The organism is Pseudoruegeria aquimaris (assembly GCF_900172235.1).
GTDB lineage: Bacteria > Pseudomonadota > Alphaproteobacteria > Rhodobacterales > Rhodobacteraceae > Pseudoruegeria > Pseudoruegeria aquimaris.
The window spans coordinates 133,903-151,580 of record NZ_FWFQ01000006.1 but is presented as its reverse complement, the minus strand read 5'-3'; the positions used below and the strand labels follow the sequence as shown (position 1 = coordinate 151,580).

Annotated in this window: 14 protein-coding genes; 8 read left to right on the top strand and 6 right to left on the bottom strand. The window is 66.9% G+C overall.

What is annotated here, in order from left to right; all coding sequences use genetic code 11:
* Nucleotides 1-557: 557 nt before the first annotated feature.
* Nucleotides 558-2,504 carry a threonine--tRNA ligase gene (gene thrS, locus PSA7680_RS06205; protein WP_085867794.1) on the bottom strand — a complete coding sequence of 649 codons (1,947 nt, stop codon included), beginning with the start codon at nucleotides 2,502-2,504 and terminating at the stop codon, nucleotides 558-560.
* A gap of 328 nt (nucleotides 2,505-2,832) precedes the next feature.
* The gene (gatB, locus tag PSA7680_RS06200) at nucleotides 2,833-4,347 is read right to left on the bottom strand and encodes an Asp-tRNA(Asn)/Glu-tRNA(Gln) amidotransferase subunit GatB (protein ID WP_085867793.1); all 1,515 of its coding nucleotides are present in this window, start codon (nucleotides 4,345-4,347) and stop codon (nucleotides 2,833-2,835) included.
* Nucleotides 4,348-4,547: 200 nt separating this feature from the next.
* Here gatB and PSA7680_RS06195 point away from each other — a divergent pair, with 200 nt between their 5' ends.
* Nucleotides 4,548-5,153: a lytic transglycosylase domain-containing protein gene (locus PSA7680_RS06195; protein ID WP_085867807.1), complete on the top strand. Its 606-nt coding sequence runs from the start codon at nucleotides 4,548-4,550 to the stop codon at nucleotides 5,151-5,153.
* A gap of 84 nt (nucleotides 5,154-5,237) precedes the next feature.
* On the opposite strand, the gene PSA7680_RS06190 is transcribed toward PSA7680_RS06195, so the two are convergent.
* The 4 genes from PSA7680_RS06190 to pepN are packed head-to-tail and all read right to left on the bottom strand — an operon-like array spanning nucleotide 5,238 to nucleotide 9,902.
* A complete protein-coding gene (locus PSA7680_RS06190; protein WP_085867792.1) occupies nucleotides 5,238-6,119 on the bottom strand; it encodes a lysophospholipid acyltransferase family protein in 882 nt (293 codons plus the stop codon).
* A gap of 45 nt (nucleotides 6,120-6,164) precedes the next feature.
* The gene (locus PSA7680_RS06185; RefSeq protein WP_085867791.1) at nucleotides 6,165-6,590 is read right to left on the bottom strand and encodes a hypothetical protein; all 426 of its coding nucleotides are present in this window, start codon (nucleotides 6,588-6,590) and stop codon (nucleotides 6,165-6,167) included.
* A gap of 5 nt (nucleotides 6,591-6,595) precedes the next feature.
* Nucleotides 6,596-7,345: an SDR family oxidoreductase gene (locus PSA7680_RS06180; protein ID WP_245824486.1), complete on the bottom strand. Its 750-nt coding sequence runs from the start codon at nucleotides 7,343-7,345 to the stop codon at nucleotides 6,596-6,598.
* Nucleotides 7,346-7,349: 4 nt separating this feature from the next.
* Nucleotides 7,350-9,902 carry an aminopeptidase N gene (gene pepN / locus PSA7680_RS06175; RefSeq protein WP_085867790.1) on the bottom strand — a complete coding sequence of 851 codons (2,553 nt, stop codon included), beginning with the start codon at nucleotides 9,900-9,902 and terminating at the stop codon, nucleotides 7,350-7,352.
* Nucleotides 9,903-10,021: 119 nt separating this feature from the next.
* Here pepN and PSA7680_RS06170 point away from each other — a divergent pair, with 119 nt between their 5' ends.
* The 7 genes from PSA7680_RS06170 (at nucleotide 10,022) to PSA7680_RS06140 (ending at nucleotide 17,672) form a co-directional block, all read left to right on the top strand.
* Nucleotides 10,022-11,530 (top strand): FAD-binding domain-containing protein, encoded by a 1,509-nt coding sequence (locus tag PSA7680_RS06170; protein ID WP_085867789.1) that lies wholly within the window; start codon nucleotides 10,022-10,024, stop codon nucleotides 11,528-11,530.
* A complete protein-coding gene (locus PSA7680_RS19065; RefSeq protein ID WP_176244088.1) occupies nucleotides 11,530-11,697 on the top strand; it encodes a DUF2256 domain-containing protein in 168 nt (55 codons plus the stop codon). The genes PSA7680_RS06170 and PSA7680_RS19065 overlap by 1 nt, the downstream gene beginning before the upstream one ends.
* A gap of 130 nt (nucleotides 11,698-11,827) precedes the next feature.
* On the top strand, nucleotides 11,828-13,954 hold the full coding sequence (locus PSA7680_RS06160) for a malate synthase G (protein WP_085867788.1): 2,127 nt from the start codon (nucleotides 11,828-11,830) through the stop codon (nucleotides 13,952-13,954).
* 64 nt (nucleotides 13,955-14,018) lie between these two features.
* Nucleotides 14,019-14,447, top strand: a complete 429-nt coding sequence (locus tag PSA7680_RS06155) for a GlcG/HbpS family heme-binding protein (RefSeq protein WP_085867787.1) — start codon at nucleotides 14,019-14,021, stop codon at nucleotides 14,445-14,447.
* Nucleotides 14,448-14,598: 151 nt separating this feature from the next.
* Nucleotides 14,599-15,375 (top strand): gamma-glutamyl-gamma-aminobutyrate hydrolase family protein, encoded by a 777-nt coding sequence (locus tag PSA7680_RS06150; protein ID WP_085867786.1) that lies wholly within the window; start codon nucleotides 14,599-14,601, stop codon nucleotides 15,373-15,375.
* Between the two features lie 151 nt (nucleotides 15,376-15,526).
* A complete protein-coding gene (locus PSA7680_RS06145; RefSeq protein ID WP_085867804.1) occupies nucleotides 15,527-15,973 on the top strand; it encodes a methyltransferase family protein in 447 nt (148 codons plus the stop codon).
* 127 nt (nucleotides 15,974-16,100) lie between these two features.
* Complete coding sequence (locus PSA7680_RS06140) at nucleotides 16,101-17,672, top strand: Re/Si-specific NAD(P)(+) transhydrogenase subunit alpha (RefSeq protein WP_085867785.1); 1,572 nt, start codon at nucleotides 16,101-16,103, stop codon at nucleotides 17,670-17,672.
* Nucleotides 17,673-17,678 lie beyond the last annotated feature (6 nt).

The window sequence follows — 17,678 nt, the reverse complement described above, 5'->3', positions numbered from 1 at the left end:
TGCCTCCTGCTCCTTGATCATCCCGATGATCTGCGCCTCGGTGAAACGGCTTTTCCTCATGTCGTCTGCTCCTTCAGGGTTGAGCAGACTCTACATCATGGTGAGGGATTTTGCGGGGGGCAGGTCAACTTGGTTGGACATCGGTATGTTCCTCTAAAAAGACTTGTTTTCGTGTCGGCTTGTTGCGACACGGACAGAGGTAGCCGAGGCAAACACACACGTTCCACTCACATGGGCGTGCATCACGAGCGCGTTATGTGCCGTGATGGCGCGCCGGCGCAAAATTGGATGTTCCCGGCCGCTTGGTGCCCGGATGTTGCAGGCAAACCGTAAAGAAAGCCTTGCGCTGAAACATTCCCGCACCGGCGGCAAGGGGCGGCAAAGCAAAAGCGGCGCCCGATCACGGCGCCGCTTTCGGAATCGTCAGGAGTTTGTCAGCGCACAACGGGAGGATGTGCCGCCCGGCGGCACGCCGGGAAGTCCCCGGCCGCCTCCACGGGCGGGGGCTTTCAGCCCCACACCCGCGGCCGGGGGCGCCCTCATCACCTTGTGAAGCGTCAGCGCAGGTCCGGCGGGGTCGCTTCGGCGGAGAGCTCCTCGACGATGGCCGCAAGCGGTTGAACCGAGGTCTGTTTTTCGCCAAGCCGGCGCACCGAGACCGTGCGCTCCTCGACTTCCTTCATGCCCACCGCGAGGATCACGGGCACCTTGCCGAGGCTGTGCTCGCGGACCTTGTAGTTGATCTTCTCGTTGCGCACGTCGGCCTCGGCGCGCACGCCGGCGGCCTTCAGCGCGGCCACGACTTCATGCACGTAGTCGTCGGCATCCGAGACGATGGCGGCCACGACGACCTGCCGCGGCGCGAGCCAGAAGGGCAGCTTGCCGGCGTGTTCCTCGATCAGGATGCCGATGAAGCGCTCGAAAGAGCCCAGCGTGGCGCGGTGCAGCATGACGGGGCGATGCTTGGCGCCGTCCTGGCCGATGAAGGTGGCGTCCAGCCGCTCGGGCAGGTTGGCGTCCACCTGAAGCGTGCCGCATTGCCACTGGCGCCCGATCGCGTCCGTAAGGGTGAATTCGAGCTTCGGCCCGTAGAAGGCGCCTTCGCCTTCGAGGATCTCGAACTCATGCCCGGCGGCCTTGCAGGCATCGCCGAGGGCGCGCTCCATCTCGTCCCAGGTCTCATCGGAGCCGATGCGCTGCTCGGGGCGGGTCGAGAGCTTGATCGTCCAGTCATCGAAGCCGAGATCGCTGTAGATCTTCGACAGGAAATCGATGAAGCGGGCGGTTTCGCTCTCGATCTGGTCCTCGGTGCAGAAGATGTGGCCATCGTCCTGCGTGAAGCCGCGCACGCGCATGATCCCGTGCAGCGCGCCGGAGGGCTCGTAGCGCGCGCAGGAGCCGAATTCGGCCATGCGCAGGGGCAGGTCGCGGTAGGATTTCAGGCCCTGGTTGAAGACCTGCACGTGGCAGGGGCAGTTCATCGGCTTGAGCGCGTTCACCGCCTTCTCGCGGGCGTGATCCTCGTCCACTTCGACGATGAACATGTTCTCCTGGTACTTGTCCCAGTGGCCGGAGGCCTCCCAGAGCTTGCGGTCCACGACTTGCGGGGTGTTCACCTCGACGTAGCCGCCGCGCTCCTGCTGGCGGCGCATGTAATCCTGGAGCGTGGTGTAGATCTTCCAGCCGTTGGGGTGCCAGAAGACCTGGCCCGGTGCCTCTTCCTGCATGTGGAACAGATCCATCTCACGGCCCAGACGGCGGTGATCGCGTTTGGCGGCCTCTTCGAGCATGTTGAGGTGCTTGCGCAGATCTTCCTTGTTCTGGAAGGCCACGCCGTAGATCCGCTGCAGCATGGCGCGGTTGGAATCGCCGCGCCAATAGGCGCCGGCGATGCTCATCAGCTTGAAGCCGTCGGCGGGCACCTGCCCGGTGTGCTGCAGGTGCGGACCGCGGCAGAGATCCTGCCAGTCACCGTGCCAATACATGCGCAGCGGCTCATCGCCGGGGATGGCCTCGATCAGCTCGACCTTGTAGGGCTCGCCGTTGTCTTCGTAGTGCTTGATCGCGCGGGCGCGATCCCAGACCTCGGTCCGCACGGGCTCGCGCTTGTTGATGATCTCCTTCATCTTCTTCTCGATGACGGCGAGATCTTCCGGGGTGAAGGGCTCGGCGCGGTCGAAATCGTAATACCAGCCGTCCTTGATGACCGGGCCGATGGTGACCTTCACGTCGGGCCAGATCTCCTGCACGGCGCGGGCCATGATATGGGCCAGGTCGTGGCGGATCAGCTCGAGCGCGGGCTCGGCGTCCTTCATGGTGTTGATGGCGATGGTGGCATCGGTTTCGATCGGCCACTGCAGATCCCAGTGCCGGCCGTTGACCTGCGCGGAAATCGCTTTCTTGCCAAGCGAGGTGGAGATGGAGGCGGCGACCTCGGCAGGGGTCACGCCGGCGTCGTATTCACGCGCATTGCCATCGGGGAAGGTGAGGGAAATCTGGGCCATCTGCTGGCTCTCCTCGTCGGTTTGGCGCCCACGGAACGCCCGGTTGCGGGTTTATGTGTGTGGCGCCTGTTTGGCGCCGGGCGGCGGGCAAGTCAAGCGCGGATGGCGCGCGGGGCGGGGGCGCTGCCCCCCGGCCCTCGCGGGCCTCCCCCCGAGGTATTTGGTGCGAGAGGAAAGCCTGTGCGGCGGCGCGTGCTTCGCGCGTGCGGAAAGAGGCGCGGTGCGGATGGGCGAGTTCAGGCCGCGAGGCTGGCCCGAAACGCGCTCGCCCCCGGCGCTCGGGGCACCGGGGGCGAGAAAAAAGTGCGGCGCCTTGCGGGGCTGGACGTTACTGGGCGAGTTTCTTCGCCACCAGTTCGTTCACGGCCTTCGGGTTGGCCTTGCCGCCGGTGGCCTTCATCACCTGCCCGACGAACCAGCCGGCCAGCTTGGGATTCTGCTTGGCCTTCTCGACCTGGGCCGGGTTGGCGGCGATCACCTCGTCCACGGCGGCCTCGATGGCGCCGGTGTCGGTGACCTGCTTCATGCCACGGGCTTCGACGATCTGGGCCGGATCGCCGCCTTCGGTGTAGACGATCTCGAACAGCTCCTTGGCGATCTTGCCGGAGATGTCGCCGGCCTTGATCAGCTTGATGATGCCGCCGAGCTGCTCGGGGCTGACCGGGCTTTCGGTGATCTCGCGATCGTCCTTCTTGAGGCGGCCGAACAGCTCGTTGATGACCCAGTTGGCGGCGAGCTTGCCGTCTTCGCCCACAGCGGCGACTTTCTCGAAGTAGTCGGCGCTTTCCACCTCGGCCGTCAGCACGGAAGCGTCGTATTCGCTCAGGCCGTAATCGCCCACGAAGCGGGCCTTCTTGGCATCCGGCAGCTCGGGCAGGGAGGCGGCGATGTCATCGACCCAGGCCTGTTCGATTTCCAGCGGCAGAAGATCGGGGCAGGGGAAGTAGCGGTAGTCATGCGCTTCTTCCTTGGAGCGCATGGAGCGGGTTTCGCCCTTGTCCGGATCGTAGAGGCGGGTTTCCTGATCCACCGTGCCGCCGTCTTCGAGGATGGCGATCTGGCGGCGCGCCTCGTAGTCGATGGCTTGCTGGATGAAGCGCATGGAGTTCATGTTCTTGATCTCGCAGCGCGTGCCGAGATGGCTGAAATCCTGCGTTTCCTGGTATTTCTCGTAGTCTCCCGGGCGGCAGACCGAGACGTTCACGTCGGCGCGCAGGTTGCCGTTCTGCATGTTGCCGTCGCAGGTGCCGAGGTAGCGCAGGATCTGGCGCAGCTTCACGATGTAGGCGGCGGCCTCCTCGGGGCCGCGGATGTCGGGGCGGGAGACGATCTCCATCAGCGCGACGCCGGTGCGGTTGAGATCCACGAAGGACATGTTCGGGTCCATGTCGTGCACGCTCTTGCCGGCGTCCTGTTCGAGGTGGATGCGCTCGATGCGCACCTTGCGGCCCACGCCGGGGCCCATGTCCACGAGGATTTCGCCCTCGCCCACGATCGGGTGGTAGAGCTGGCTGATCTGGTAGCCCTGCGGCAGATCCGGGTAGAAGTAGTTCTTGCGGTCAAACGCCGAGAAGAGGTTGATCTGCGCCTTCAGGCCGAGGCCCGTGCGCACCGCCTGTTCGACGCAGAATTCGTTGATGACGGGCAGCATGCCGGGCATGGCGGCGTCCACGAAGGCCACGTTGGAGTTGGGTTCGGCACCGAAGCGGGTGGAGGCCCCGGAGAACAGCTTGGCGTTGGAAGAGACCTGGGCATGGACCTCCATGCCGATCACGAGTTCCCAATCCTCTTTCGCACCGGCGATGACTTTCGGCGCGGGGGCGGTGTAGGTCAGGTCGAGCATTGTTTCGGCGTCCTTCGCGTTGATCGCCTTGCCTTCTAGGGCAGGGCGCGGGCAGGGGCAAGCCTCGCCGGCGCGAAATGGTGGCCGTTCGGGGCAGCGCGCGATCGGCGGAAATCCGTCCATGCACGGCGGCGCGGATGGACGGGGCGCGCCGGTTGCGGCTAGCGTTGCGGATGGGTCAACAACGGATGGAGCCCGCGATGCGCAAGGCCGGCTTTCTGATCTCTTTCCTCTGTGCGGCTTTCCTGTCGAGCTGCGGCGATGCGGCCTTGAGAGACGGCGAGGCCGAGGTCGATGCGCTGCCCGTGATGCGCTGGGATTTCCGCCCCGAGAGCGAGGCCTGGACCCAGGCCGCGATCGCCGCGCTGCTGGAAGATGCCCCGACGCTGCTGGCGATGGTGCCCGCCGACACCGACACCTGGTGCCCGGCCTATCCCGAGAACGGGCCCGAGGAGCGCGCCGCCTTCTGGGCGGGGGTGCTCTCGGCGCTGGCCAAGCATGAAAGCACCTGGAACCCGAAAGCTGCCGGCGGCGGCGGGCGGTGGCTGGGACTCGTGCAGATCGCGCCCAAGAGCGCCAACTACTACGGCTGCGGATTGAACCGAAGCGAACTGTTCGTGGGCACCAAGAACCTCGAATGCGCCGTGAAGATCATGGAGCGGCAGGTGCCCAAGGGCGGCGTCGTCTCGGGCACGAAATCGCCCTGGCCGGGCATGGCGCGCGACTGGGCGCCGTTCCGCTCCGCCTCCAAGCGGGCCGACATGGCCGCCTGGGTGCGCCAGCAGGATTACTGCCGCAAGGAGTGACGCGCCGCGCTCGTGCGTCGGGCCGGTTCGCCGGGCCAGTTCGCCGTGCCAGTGCGCGGGGGCGGTTCGCGGGCGGCCTTCGGGTCAGCCCGTGGCGGGCGCGGCGCCTTTGGCCCAGCTCGGGCGGCGGGTGCTGTCCACCAGAGAAACCGTCGGCGCGTGGCGCCCGCCGAGGGCCAGCGTGGCGGCCCTCAGCACCTCGATGCCCTCGGCGGCCTGCGCCGGCAGATCGCCGGGCGGGATCGGTGCGCCGATGGTGATGCGGTAGGGCTGGCGATCCTTGTTCAGGGTCTCGTGGAAGAGCGTGATGTCGCGCAGCGAGGGGTGGACGAGATCGAAGAGGTAGAAGAGCGCCGAGTTGCGCGCGCGGATGTTGAGCGGGATGACCGGAAGGTCGAACTTGCGCGCCATCATCGCCGCGGAGGCCATCCACGGCCGTTCATGCAGCCGCAGTCCGCGACGCTTGGCCAGCCGGCCGGAGGGGAAGATCACCCCGATCCGTTCCTCGGCCACGGCGGTGCGCATGTAGTCCATCGTGGCGCGGGTCTTCGCGCGCGTGCGCTTTTCCTCGCGCCATTCGACGGGGGCGATGATCGCCTCCATCTGGGGCAGCACGCGCAGGATGTCGTGGTTGGCGAAGTAGAAGATGTCGGGCCGCCGGGCCGACAGCGCCTGCCAGAGCATCACCCCGTCGGCGATCCCGGTGGGGTGGTTGGCCACGATCAGGGCGGGGCCCTTGGCGGGGATGTGTTCGAGCCCGGTCACGGTCAGGTGGTTGGCGAGCATCGCGGCCACCCTGTCCATGATCTCGGGCGCCGGTTCGTCGCGCAGGGTTTCGCCGAGGTCGAGCGTGCGCTGATAGCCCAGCAGCCGGTTCAGCCCGGCACGGCAGGCGCGGGCGACCGGATTGGAAGAAAACAGCCACTCGGCCCGTTCTTCAATCAAAGGATCGATTCTATCTTTCATGGGCCTACACAAACAGACATCAGCTAAGCTTCTATGACATGCAGTCTAGACCAATGAAAATAATACCGTTTCCACTTCAATGCCAGCTTCCTCGGCCGCGGCCTTGAAGGCGGGCACGGGCGGCAGGCACTCCCAGGGGATCGGATGGCGCTGGCCGTTGGTGGCATACAGGGTGGCGGCATGGGAGAAATCCAGCCGCCGGGACAGCCGCAGCCGGCCGATTTCGCCCAGCGTGAAGGCCTCTTCACGGCGGCCGGACCGCCAGCGCAGCCCCGAGGCGTCAAGGCTGAGGCTCGCGCGCCGATCGGTCAGCACGTCCCAGAGGATCAGGGCGGCAAGCCCTTGAACGATCAGGAGAAACCAGATGGAGGCCCCCAGCGCGATCAGCCCGGCGAAGGCCAGAGCGAGCCCCGCGAGCGCGGCGTAGTTCTTCGCGTTCTTGCCGCGGGTCTCGAAGCGGTAGGGCAGCACCGCGCCTAGCGCCCGCCGCTGGCGTCCAGGAACGCCCCCGTCACGTAGGAGGCGCGATCGCTTGCGAGCCAGAGAATGGCCTCGGCGATTTCCCGCGCTTCGCCGGGGCGGCCCATCGGGATCCTGTCTTTCAGGCGCTCTTCCCGGCCCGGCTCGCCGCCCTTGGCGTGCAGTGGCGTGGCGGTGATTCCCGGCCGCAGCACGTTGACGCGGATGCCCTCGCGGGCGTTCTCGTCGGCAAGCCCCTTGGAGAAGGTGTCGATCGCGCCCTTGGAGGCGGCGTAGTCCACGTATTCCCCGGCCGAGCCCAGCCGCGCGGCGACGGAAGAGACATTGACGATGCTGCCGCCCTTGCCGCCGTAGCGATGGGCCATGCGGCGCACGGCTTCCTGCGCGCAGTAGATGCTGCCCAGCACGTTCACGGCGAACATGCGTTCCAGCCGCTCGGGGGGCAGATCCTCCACCCGGCTGGCCGCGCCGACGATGCCGGCGTTGTTGATGAGCGCATCGAGCCGGCCGAGGGTGTCGTCGAAAGTGCTGAACATGCGTTCCACGTCGGCGATGTCGGAGACGTCGCCCGGCAACAGAACGACGCGGGCGCCCGCGGCCTCGGCGCGGGCGGCGACGGCGCGGGCGGCGGCTTCGTCCTTGCGGTAGTTCAGGCCGATGTCCCAGCCTTCCTGCGCGGCGAGTTCCGCCAGCGCGGCGCCGATCCCCGAGGAGGCCCCCGTGATGAGCATGTTCTTGCGGTCCATCGGCCTATCCCTCCAGGATGCGCGTGATCATTTCCGTGGTGTCCCGGCTGAGGCCGGGCTGGTTCAGGATCCGTTCGAGCTGGGCGCGGATCAGCCCCTGCCTGTCGGCATCGTAGCGGCGCCATGTCTCGAAGGCCGAGCACATGCGCGCAGTGGTCTGCGGGTTGACCGGATCGAGCCGGATCAGCCAGTCGGCGAGCAGCGCGTAGCCGGCGCCGCTTTCATGATGGAAGCCGGCCGGGTTTGTGGCGAGGCTGCCGAAGACGGCGCGGAAGCGGTTGGGGTTCTTCCAGTCGAAATCGGCGTGTTCGGTCAGGGCGCGGGCGGTTTCGGCCGCCGCTTCCGGCGCGGCGCAGGCCACCTGGAGCCCGAACCATTTGTCCATCACGAGGCGGTCGGCCTTCCACTGGTCGTAGAAGGCGGCGGTTTCGGCGCGGCCGCGCTCGATGGTGAGCAGGCTCGCCAGCGCGCCGAGCTGCATCGTCATGTTGTCGGCGGCGGCATACTGCCGGCGCGCGGCCTCACCGGAATCCAGCCGCGACAGCAGCCCGAGCACCGTGTTCTGAAGCGCGCGCTTGCCGGCGGCCTTGGCGTCGGGGCTGTAGGGGCCGGGCACGTGCATCTCGGCGTAGAGGCGCGGCAGCAGATCCTGGAGAGCCTCGGCGCGTGCCTGCGCCAGTGTTTCGGCGGCATCGTGGATTCGCGCCGGATCCGGGGTGCGGCCGGCGTCGAACAGGGTCTGGGCGATGTCCTCCTCGCTCGGCTGGCGCAGGGCCAGTGCCCGGAAGGCCGGATCGAGGCTGTCGTCACGGGCCACGCGCTGCAGGGCATCGAGGTAGGCCGGATCGGCCGGGGCGCCGTCGCAGATCATGCGGGTCAGCACGTCCTTGGCCAGCGCGCGCCCGGCCTCCCACTTGTTGAACGGATCGGTGTCATGGGCCAGCAGGAAGGCACGCTCGGCGTTGCTGCTTTCGCGCTGCAGGATCACGGGGGCCGAGAAATTGCGCAGGATCGAAGGGATCGGGCGCGCGGAGAGCCCCTCGAAGCAGAAGGATTGCCTTTCCTGCGTCATCTCCAGCAACGTCGTGGGCTGGATCTCCGCACCGGTGTCGTCAAGCAGCCCGACGAGGATCGGGATGACCTTCGGATCCTTCACGGGCTGGCCCGGCGTGGGGGGCGTGCTTTGCGTGAACGTCAGGGTGTAAGTGCCGTTCTCGAATGCCTCTTCCACCTTCAGGCGGGGCGTGCCGGCCTGGCTGTACCAGAGTTTGAACTGCGAAAGATCGCGCCCGGTGACATCCTCGAAGACCTTCAGCCAATCCTCGATCGTGGCCGCCTGGCCGTCGTGGCGGCGGAAATAGAGATCCAGCGCCTCCTTGTAGGCGGCATCGCCCACGAGCGTCTTCAGCATCCCGATCAGCTCGGCGCCCTTCTCGTAGACGGTGGCGGTGTAGAAGTTGTTGATCTCCACGAAGCTTTCCGGGCGCACCGGGTGGGCGAGCGGGCCGTTGTCCTCGCGGAACTGGCGGCCGCGCAGGGTGAGCACGTCGTCGATGCGCTTCACCGCATGGCTGCGCTGATCGCCGGTGAACTGCTGATCCCGGAAGACGGTGAGCCCTTCCTTCAGGCAGAGCTGGAACCAGTCGCGGCAGGTGATGCGGTTGCCCGTCCAGTTGTGGAAATACTCGTGGGCGATGATCGCCTCGATGCGCTCGAAGTTGGCGTCGGTGGAGGTTTCCGGGCTGGCGAGAACGCAGGAAGAGTTGAAAATGTTCAACCCCTTGTTCTCCATCGCGCCCATGTTGAAATCGTCCACGGCCACGATGTTGAAAATGTCCAGGTCGTAGGCGCGGCCGTAGACCTCTTCATCCCACTTCATGGAGCGTTTCAGCGCGTCCATCCCGAAGGCGCATTTGCCCTCGTCGCCCGGCCGCACCCAGATGTTGAGTTCCACGTCGCGCCCTTCCATCGTGGTGAAGCGGTCGGCGTGGTTGACCAGATCCCCGGCCACCAGCGCGAAGAGGTAGGAGGGCTTGGGCCAGGGATCGTGCCATTCGGCCCAGCCCGCCCCCTTGCCCAGCGGGTTGCCGTTGGAGAGCAGCACCGGCATGTCGCTTTCGATGCGCACGGTGAAGGTGGCCATCACGTCGGGGCGGTCGGGGTAATAGGTGATCTTGCGGAAGCCTTCGGCCTCGCATTGGGTGCAATACATCCCGCCCGACATGTAGAGCCCTTCGAGCGCGGTGTTCTTCGCCGGGGCGATCTCCACTTCCGCTTCCCAGAGGAAGGGGCCGTCGGGCACGTCGGCCTCCAGCCCGCCGTCCACGAAGCGGGGGGTGATCGGGGCGCCGTCGATCCGCGCGCTCAGCAGCTTCAGCTGCTCGCCGTGCAGGAAGAACCGGCGGTCGGTGGCCTCGGGGTTGGGGGCGAAGCGGATGCGGGACAGCACCCGCGTGGCCTCTGGCGCGAGGCGGAAGGTCAGATGCACCTCCTCCACGCGGTAGCCGAAGGGGGTGTAATCCGACAGGTAGATCTTTTGCGGCGCGGCATCTTTCATCGCGGCTCTCCATATGCTGTTGGCGGTAAGGTGTAGCGGTTTGGCGGGCGGGTGCAAGGCGGTGGCAGGGGGCGTGCGATGGGCTTTCCGGCCGCGCGCGGCGTTCTATCTGCCCCGCCATGGTGACGATTCTCTGGTTCAAGCGCGATCTGCGGGTGCAGGACAACGCCGCCCTCCGGCTGGCGGCCGGGCAGGGGCCCGTGATCCCGCTCTACATCTGCGAGCCGGCGCTCTGGGCGCTGCCCGACAGCTCCGGCCGCCAGTGGGCCTTCCTGGCCGAGTGCCTCGCGGAACTGGCGCGCGATCTCGCGGCGCTGGGCGCGCCGCTGCAGATCCGCACCGGCGAGGCGGTGGAGGTGCTCGACGCGCTGCGCGCGGCGCATGGGGTGCGTCGGCTGGTGAGCCACGAGGAGACCGGCAACCTCTGGACCTTCCGGCGCGACAGGCGCGTGGCCGACTGGGCGCGCCGGGCGGGCGTGGCGTGGCAGGAGGTGCCCCAGCCCGGGGTGGAACGGCGTTCGCCGGGGCGCGACGGCTGGGCTGCGCGCCGCACCGCCCGCTTCCGTGGGCCGCTGCTGGAGCCCGTGGCGTTGATCTCTGTGGCCGCCTTGTCGGACCCGCTGGGCGGTGGCGCCATCCCGGCCGATCTCGCGCCGCCGGATACCTGTCCGGCGCGGCAGATAGGGGGGCGCACGCAGGGGCTTGCCTGCCTCGGCGGCTTCCTCACCGAGCGGGGCCGGCATTACCGCAAGGCGATGTCATCGCCGCTGGCGGGGGAGGCGGCCTGTTCCCGGCTGTCGCCGCACCTGGCCTTCGGCACGCTCTCCCCGCGCGAGGCGGCCCATGCCGGTGCCGCGCGGCAGGCCGAGGTGAAGGGCGCGCGGGATGGCTGGCGCGGCAGCCTCGCCAGTTTCCAGGCCCGGCTCGCCTGGCGCGACCACTTCATGCAGAAGCTCGAAGACGCCCCGGACCTCGAGCGGCGCTGCCTGCATTCGGCCTACGAGACCCTGCGCCCCGCCACGCCCGACGCCGCGCGGCTGGAGGCCTTCTTCGCCGGTGAAACCGGGGTGCCCTTCGTGGATGCCTGCATGCGGATGCTGGCGCACACCGGATGGCTGAACTTCCGGATGCGGGCGATGGTGATGTCCTTCGCAAGCTACAACCTGTGGCTCGACTGGCGCGCCACCGCGCCGCTGCTGGCGCAGCGCTTCACCGATTACGAGCCGGGCATCCACCTGAGCCAGTGCCAGATGCAGAGCGGGGTGACAGGGATGAACACGGTACGCATCTACAACCCGGTGAAACAGGGGCACGAGCAGGATCCGGACGGCATCTTCACCCGCCGCTGGCTGCCCGAGCTGGCCGAGGTGCCCGACGTTTTCCTGCAGACGCCCTGGGCCTGGGAAAGGGCGGGCACGCTTCTGGGCCGCCGCTACCCGCATCCCCTGGTGGACCCGGCCGAAAGCGCCCGCGCGGCGCGGGAAGCCGTCCACGCGGTGCGCAAGAGCGCCGGCTTCAGGCAGGAGGCGGTGCAGGTGGTCAGGGCGCACGCCAGCCGCAAACCGCCCCGCAGCCGCCGCCGCAAACCGGCGCGCTTTGATGCCCGGCAGCTGGATCTGGGGCTCTGATGCGGCGCGGCGGCAAGCGGGTGGAAAAGCGCGATCTGCCCAGCAAAACATGTGCCACCTGCGGTCGCCCCTTCACCTGGCGGCGCAAGTGGGCGAAGGATTGGGAGCACGTGCGCCATTGCTCCGAGCGCTGCCGCAGGGCGCGGCGGATTTCAAATTCGGATTGAAGGTGTTTCGCCTCCGTCTTGCAAATTGGTAAAGTAAATTTACCAAAGCTGTTTACTATCGGAAACTTTTTGCGTAACAGGAAACCGGCGCCCCGCGCGCCGGCAAAACGTTCACAGGAGGATCTCGGGGATGGAACGTCAGGAAAAGCACGGTTTGCAGGTGGACAGCCGCCTCGTGGATTTTCTCGAAGGTGAGGCGCTCCCGGGCACGGGCGTCAGCGCCGATGCCTTCTGGGCGGGGCTCTCCGCCCTCGTGCACGAGCTCGGCCCGAAGAACCGCGCCCTGCTGGAGAAGCGCGAGGCGATCCAGGCGCAGATCGATGCCTGGCACGTGGCGCGCCGGGGGCAGCCCCATGACGCCGCCGCCTACGAGGCCTTCCTGAAGGATATCGGCTACCTGCTGGAGGAGGGCGAGGATTTCGAGATCGAGACCGCCAACGTGGACGACGAGATCGCCGCGATTCCCGGTCCGCAGCTGGTGGTGCCGATCATGAACGCCCGGTTCGCGCTGAACGCGGCCAACGCCCGCTGGGGCAGCCTTTACGATGCGCTCTACGGCACCGATGCGCTGGGCGATCTGCCCGCGGGCAAGGGCTATGACGCGGCGCGCGGCGCGCGCGTGGTGGCCTGGGCGAAGGCCTTCCTCGACAAGGCCGTGCCGCTGGCCGAGGGCAGCCATGCCGCCTGCACCGGCTATGCCGTCGAGAACGGCGCGCTGGTGCCGGCGCTGGCCGATCCGGCGGCATTCGTAGGCTACATCGGCAAGGCCGAGGCTCCGGAAGGAATCGTGCTCAGGCACAACCATCTGCACATCATCATCCGCATCGACCGCGGCCACCCGATCGGCAAGGACGATCCGGCCGGCGTCTCCGACGTGACGCTGGAGGCCGCGATCTCCACCATCATGGACTGCGAGGATTCCGTCGCCGCCGTGGATGCCGAGGACAAGGCGCTGGCCTACCGCAACTGGCTGGGCCTGATGAAGGGCGATCTGGAAGAGAGCTTCGAGAAGGGCGGCAAAACCGTCACCCGGTCGATGAACCCCGACATCGCCTACACCACCGCCGGCGGCGCGGCGGCCACGCTCAAAGGCCGCTCGCTGATGCTGGTGCGCAACGTGGGCCACCTGATGACGAACCCGGCGGTGCTGGACCGTGAGGGGCGGGAAGCGGGCGAGGGGCTGATGGATGCGCTCTTCACCACGCTGATCGCCATGCACGATCTGAAGCGGGACGGCGGCAACTCGCTGAAGGGCTCCGTCTACGTGGTGAAACCGAAGATGCACGGGCCGGAGGAGGTCGCCTTCGCCGACGAGATCTTCACCCGCGTGGAAGAGATCCTCGGCCTGCCGCGCCATACAGTGAAGCTCGGCATCATGGACGAGGAGCGCCGCACCTCGGTGAACCTCAAGGAATGCATCCGCGCCGCGAAGCACCGCGTCGCCTTCATCAACACGGGCTTCCTCGACCGCACCGGCGACGAGATCCACACCAGCATGGAGGCCGGCCCCTTCCTGAAGAAGGGCGACATGAAATCCACGCCCTGGATCGCCTCCTACGAGGATCGCAACGTCGATATCGGGCTGCAATGCGGGCTTCAGGGCAAGGCGCAGATCGGCAAGGGGATGTGGGCCATGCCGGACCTGATGGCCGACATGCTCGCCGCGAAGATCGGCCACCCGATGGCCGGGGCAAACTGCGCCTGGGTGCCGTCGCCCACCGCCGCCACGCTGCACGCCACGCACTACCACGAGGTGGACGTCTTCGCCCGCCAGAACGAGATCAAGGCGCAGGGCCGCCGGGGCACGCTGGCCGATCTGCTGACGATCCCGGTGGCCACGGGGCAGAACTGGTCGGACGAAGAAATCACCGCGGAAGTGGAGAACAACGCGCAAGGCATCCTCGGCTACGTCGTGCGCTGGGTCGATCAGGGCGTGGGCTGTTCCAAGGTGCCCGACATCAACAACGTCGGCCTGATGGAGGATCGCGCCACCTGCCGGATCTCCTCGCAGGCGCTGGCGAACTGGCTGCATCACGGGGTGGTGAGCGAGGCGCAGGTGATGTCGGCGATGAAGAAGATGGCCGCCGTGGTGGACGGCCAGAACGCCGGCGATCCGGCCTACCGCCCGATGGCGCCCGGTTTCGACGGCATCGCCTTCAAGGCCGCCTGCGACCTGGTGTTCAAGGGGCGCGAACAGCCCTCCGGCTACACCGAGCCGGTGCTGCACGCCCGCAGGCTGGAACTCAAGGCCTCCTGACATTCACGCGCCCGGCCCCGTGCCGGGCGTTTTCACGTTCAAAGACCGTTGCAAGGAGAGGACAATGGCGGAAATCAGCCTTCGCAAGGCCCGGATGATCATTCGCGGCATTCTGGCCAAGGGCCGGGAAATGGAGCTCAAACCGCTCTCGGTGGTGGTGCTCGACACCGGCGGCCACGTGAAAGCCTTCGAGCGCGAGGACGGCGCCGCGCCGGGCCGGTTCGCCATCGCGCAGGGAAAGGCCTACGGCTCGGTGATGCTGGGCATGGCCGGCAAGGCGCAGATGGCGCGCGCGGAGCAGCAGGCCTATTTCATGGCCGCGGTGAACGGCGCCTACGGCGGGCAGGTGATCCCGGTGCCCGGTGGCGTCCTCGTGAAGGACAAGCGCGGCAACATCGTCGGCGCGGTGGGCGTCACCGGGGATACCTCCGACAACGATGCCGAGGCCGCCGTGGCCGGAATCACCGCGGCCGGGCTTGAGGCCGAGGCCTGAACGCGGGGCCAAAAGCGATCATCTGATCGGGCGCGGGCGGCAAACGGCCCGCGCCTGTTGCAGATTTTTGCAGAAGCTGCACGGTTTTGTGTGCTTTTCGCGGCCAGGCCATCGGCTTATAGTCTGCCGTGGAAAACGCGCAGGGGCACAAATGGCACGGCCAATCGTCGGTATCATCGGCAACAGTTATCTCATCAACGATCAGTATCCCGCCCACGCCGGCGGCACGATGAACTCGGAAGCGGTGGCCGATGTCGCCGGCTGCATGCCGATGCTGATCCCGGCCGACCCCCGTTTCGTCTCCGTTCCCGAGCTTCTGGAGCTGTGCGACGGCTTTCTGCTGACGGGCGGCCGGCCCAATGTCCACCCCGACGAATACGGCGAGGCGGTGACCGAGGCCCACGGAGAGTTCGACCGCGCGCGTGATGCGATCACCCTGCCTTTGGTGCGCGCCTGCGTGGAACGCGGCCAGCCCTTCCTCGGGATCTGCCGGGGCTTCCAGGAGGTCAACGTGGCGATGGGCGGCACGCTGCATCCCGAGATCCGCGATCTGCCCGGGCGGATGAACCACCGGATGCCGCCCGACGGCACGCTGGAAGAGAAGTTCGAGCTGCGCCACATCGTCAGCCTCACCCCCGACGGCCCCTTCGCCCGGCTTTTCGGGGCCACCGAAGTGATGACGAACACGCTGCACGGGCAGGGCATCGCGCGCCCCGGCGCGCGGGTGGTGATCGACGGCCATGCGCCCGACGGCACGCCAGAAGCGATCTACATCAAGGATGCGCCGGGCTTCACCATGAGCGTGCAATGGCATCCGGAATGGAACGCGGCGATGGATCCCGTCTCCCGCCCGCTGTTCACCGCCTTCGGCGCCGCAGTGAAGGACTGGGCCGCGGGGCTGCGTCCGAAGGCGCTGAAAAGCGCTTGAGGGCATTGGATTTTTTCGCGCGGGCTGTGGTGAATTGACGCTAGGTCAGCATTATTCACCTTTCCCTTTCCAAATCTGATATGTTAGTTTCGGAATGCCCCGTCTCGGGGCTGTTTGCGTGCGCGCGAAGAGGAAACGGGAAATGCCCCTTCTGAAATCGCTGGATGTGCCGCCGTTCTGGCTGGCCGTGTTCCTGTTTCTGGCGTGGCGGCTCTCCTTTCTCGCGCCGGGGCTGGGGTTTCCCGGCCCGATCCCGGATTTGCTGGCCGGCTTCCTCGTGGGCGGAGGGCTGCTGCTGATGGTGCTGGCCGTGCAGCAGATGCGCCGCCACAAGACGACCGTGCACCCCCATGGCGAAAGCGCGGCGCTGGTGCAGTCGGGCGTGTTCAAGCGCAGCCGCAATCCGATCTACCTGGGCGACATGCTGCTGCTGGCCGGCCTCATCCTGTGGTGGGACGCCGTTCTGGCGCTGCCGCTGGTGCCGCTTTTCCTCTGGGTCATCGAGCGCCGCTTCGTGCTGCCGGAGGAAGATCGCCTGCGCCGCAAATTCCGCAAGCAATACGCCGCTTATTGCAACAAGGTGCGCAGATGGATCTGAAATGTCGCTGCGTCGCAGAAAATTCACGCTCGACAGTCGTTGAGAAATTTTATTGCGCGGGTTAACAAGCCTGCGTCTGATTGTGTCCTGCTAGTGTTGGGCAGTTCGGGAGAGAGGGAAGAAAACAGTGAAAATCGGTGTTCCGAGAGAGGTCTTTCCCGGCGAAACGCGGGTCGCGTTGACGCCGGAGAGTGCCAGGCAGCTGCAGAAACTGGGCTATGAATGCCTGATCGAGTCGGGGGCCGGGCAGGCGTCGGGATTCTCCGATGACGCCTACGAGGCCGCGGACGTGAAGGTCGTGCCCGATGCGGCCACGCTCTGGAAAGAGGCCGACATCATCGCCAAGGTGCGTCAGCCCGACGCCACGGAGCTGGGCTACCTGGCCAAGGGCAAGACGCTGATCAGCTTCTTCAACCCGGCCGGAAACGAAGAGGGCATGGAGAAGGCGAAGGCTTCGGGGGCCAACGTCATCGCCATGGAGATGGTGCCGCGCATCAGCCGCGCCCAGAAGATGGACGCGCTCTCCTCCATGGCCAACATCGCGGGCTACCGCGCCGTGATCGAGGCGGGCAACAACTTCGGCCGCTTCTTCACCGGCCAGATCACCGCCGCGGGCAAGGTGCCCCCGGCCAAAGTGCTCGTGGTGGGCGCGGGCGTGGCCGGCCTCGCCGCCATCGGCACCTCCACCTCGCTGGGCGCGATCACCTACGCCTTCGACGTGCGGCCCGAAGTGGCCGAGCAGGTCGAATCCATGGGCGCGGAGTTCGTCTATCTCGATTTCGAGGAAGAGCAGCAGGACGGCGCCGCCACCGGCGGCTATGCCTCCGTCTCCTCGCCCGAGTTCCGCGAGGCCCAGCTGGCGAAGTTCCGCGAGCTGGCGCCGGAGATGGACATCGTGATCACCACCGCGCTGATCCCCAACCGCGAGGCGCCCAAGCTGTGGCTGGAAGACATGGTGAAGGCCATGAAGCCGGGCTCGGTGATCGTCGATCTGGCCGCGGAGCGCGGCGGCAACGTGGAAGGCACGGTTAAGGACGAAAAAGTGGTGACCGACAACGGCGTCACCATCATCGGCTACACCGATTTCCCCGCCCGCATGGGCGCACAGGCCTCCACGCTCTACGCCACGAACATCCGCCACATGCTGACGGATCTGACGCCCGGGAAGGACGGCAAGATCGTCCACAACATGGAAGATGACGTCATCCGCGGCGCCACCGTGACCTACGAGGGCGAGATCACCTTCCCGCCGCCGCCGCCGAAGGTCCAGGCCATCGCGGCCAAGAGCAAGGAGAAGCCCAAGGAACTGACGCCGGAGGAGAAGAAGGCGCAGGAAATCGCCGCCTTCAAGGCGCAGACGAAGCAGCAGGTGACCCTGCTGGGCGTGGGCGCGGCGCTGATCCTCGGCGTGGGGCTCGTGGCCCCCGCGAGCTTCATGCAGCATTTCATCGTCTTCGTGCTGGCGGTCTTCGTGGGCTTCCAGGTGATCTGGAACGTGAGCCACGCCCTGCACACGCCGCTGATGGCGGTGACCAACGCGATCTCCTCGATCATCATCCTCGGGGCGCTGATGCAGATCGGCTCGGGCAGTTTCCTCGTGATCCTGCTGGCCGCGCTTTCGGTCTTCATGGCCGGGATCAACATCTTCGGCGGCTTCCTCGTCACCCGGCGCATGCTCGCCATGTTCCAGAAATCCTAAGGAGTA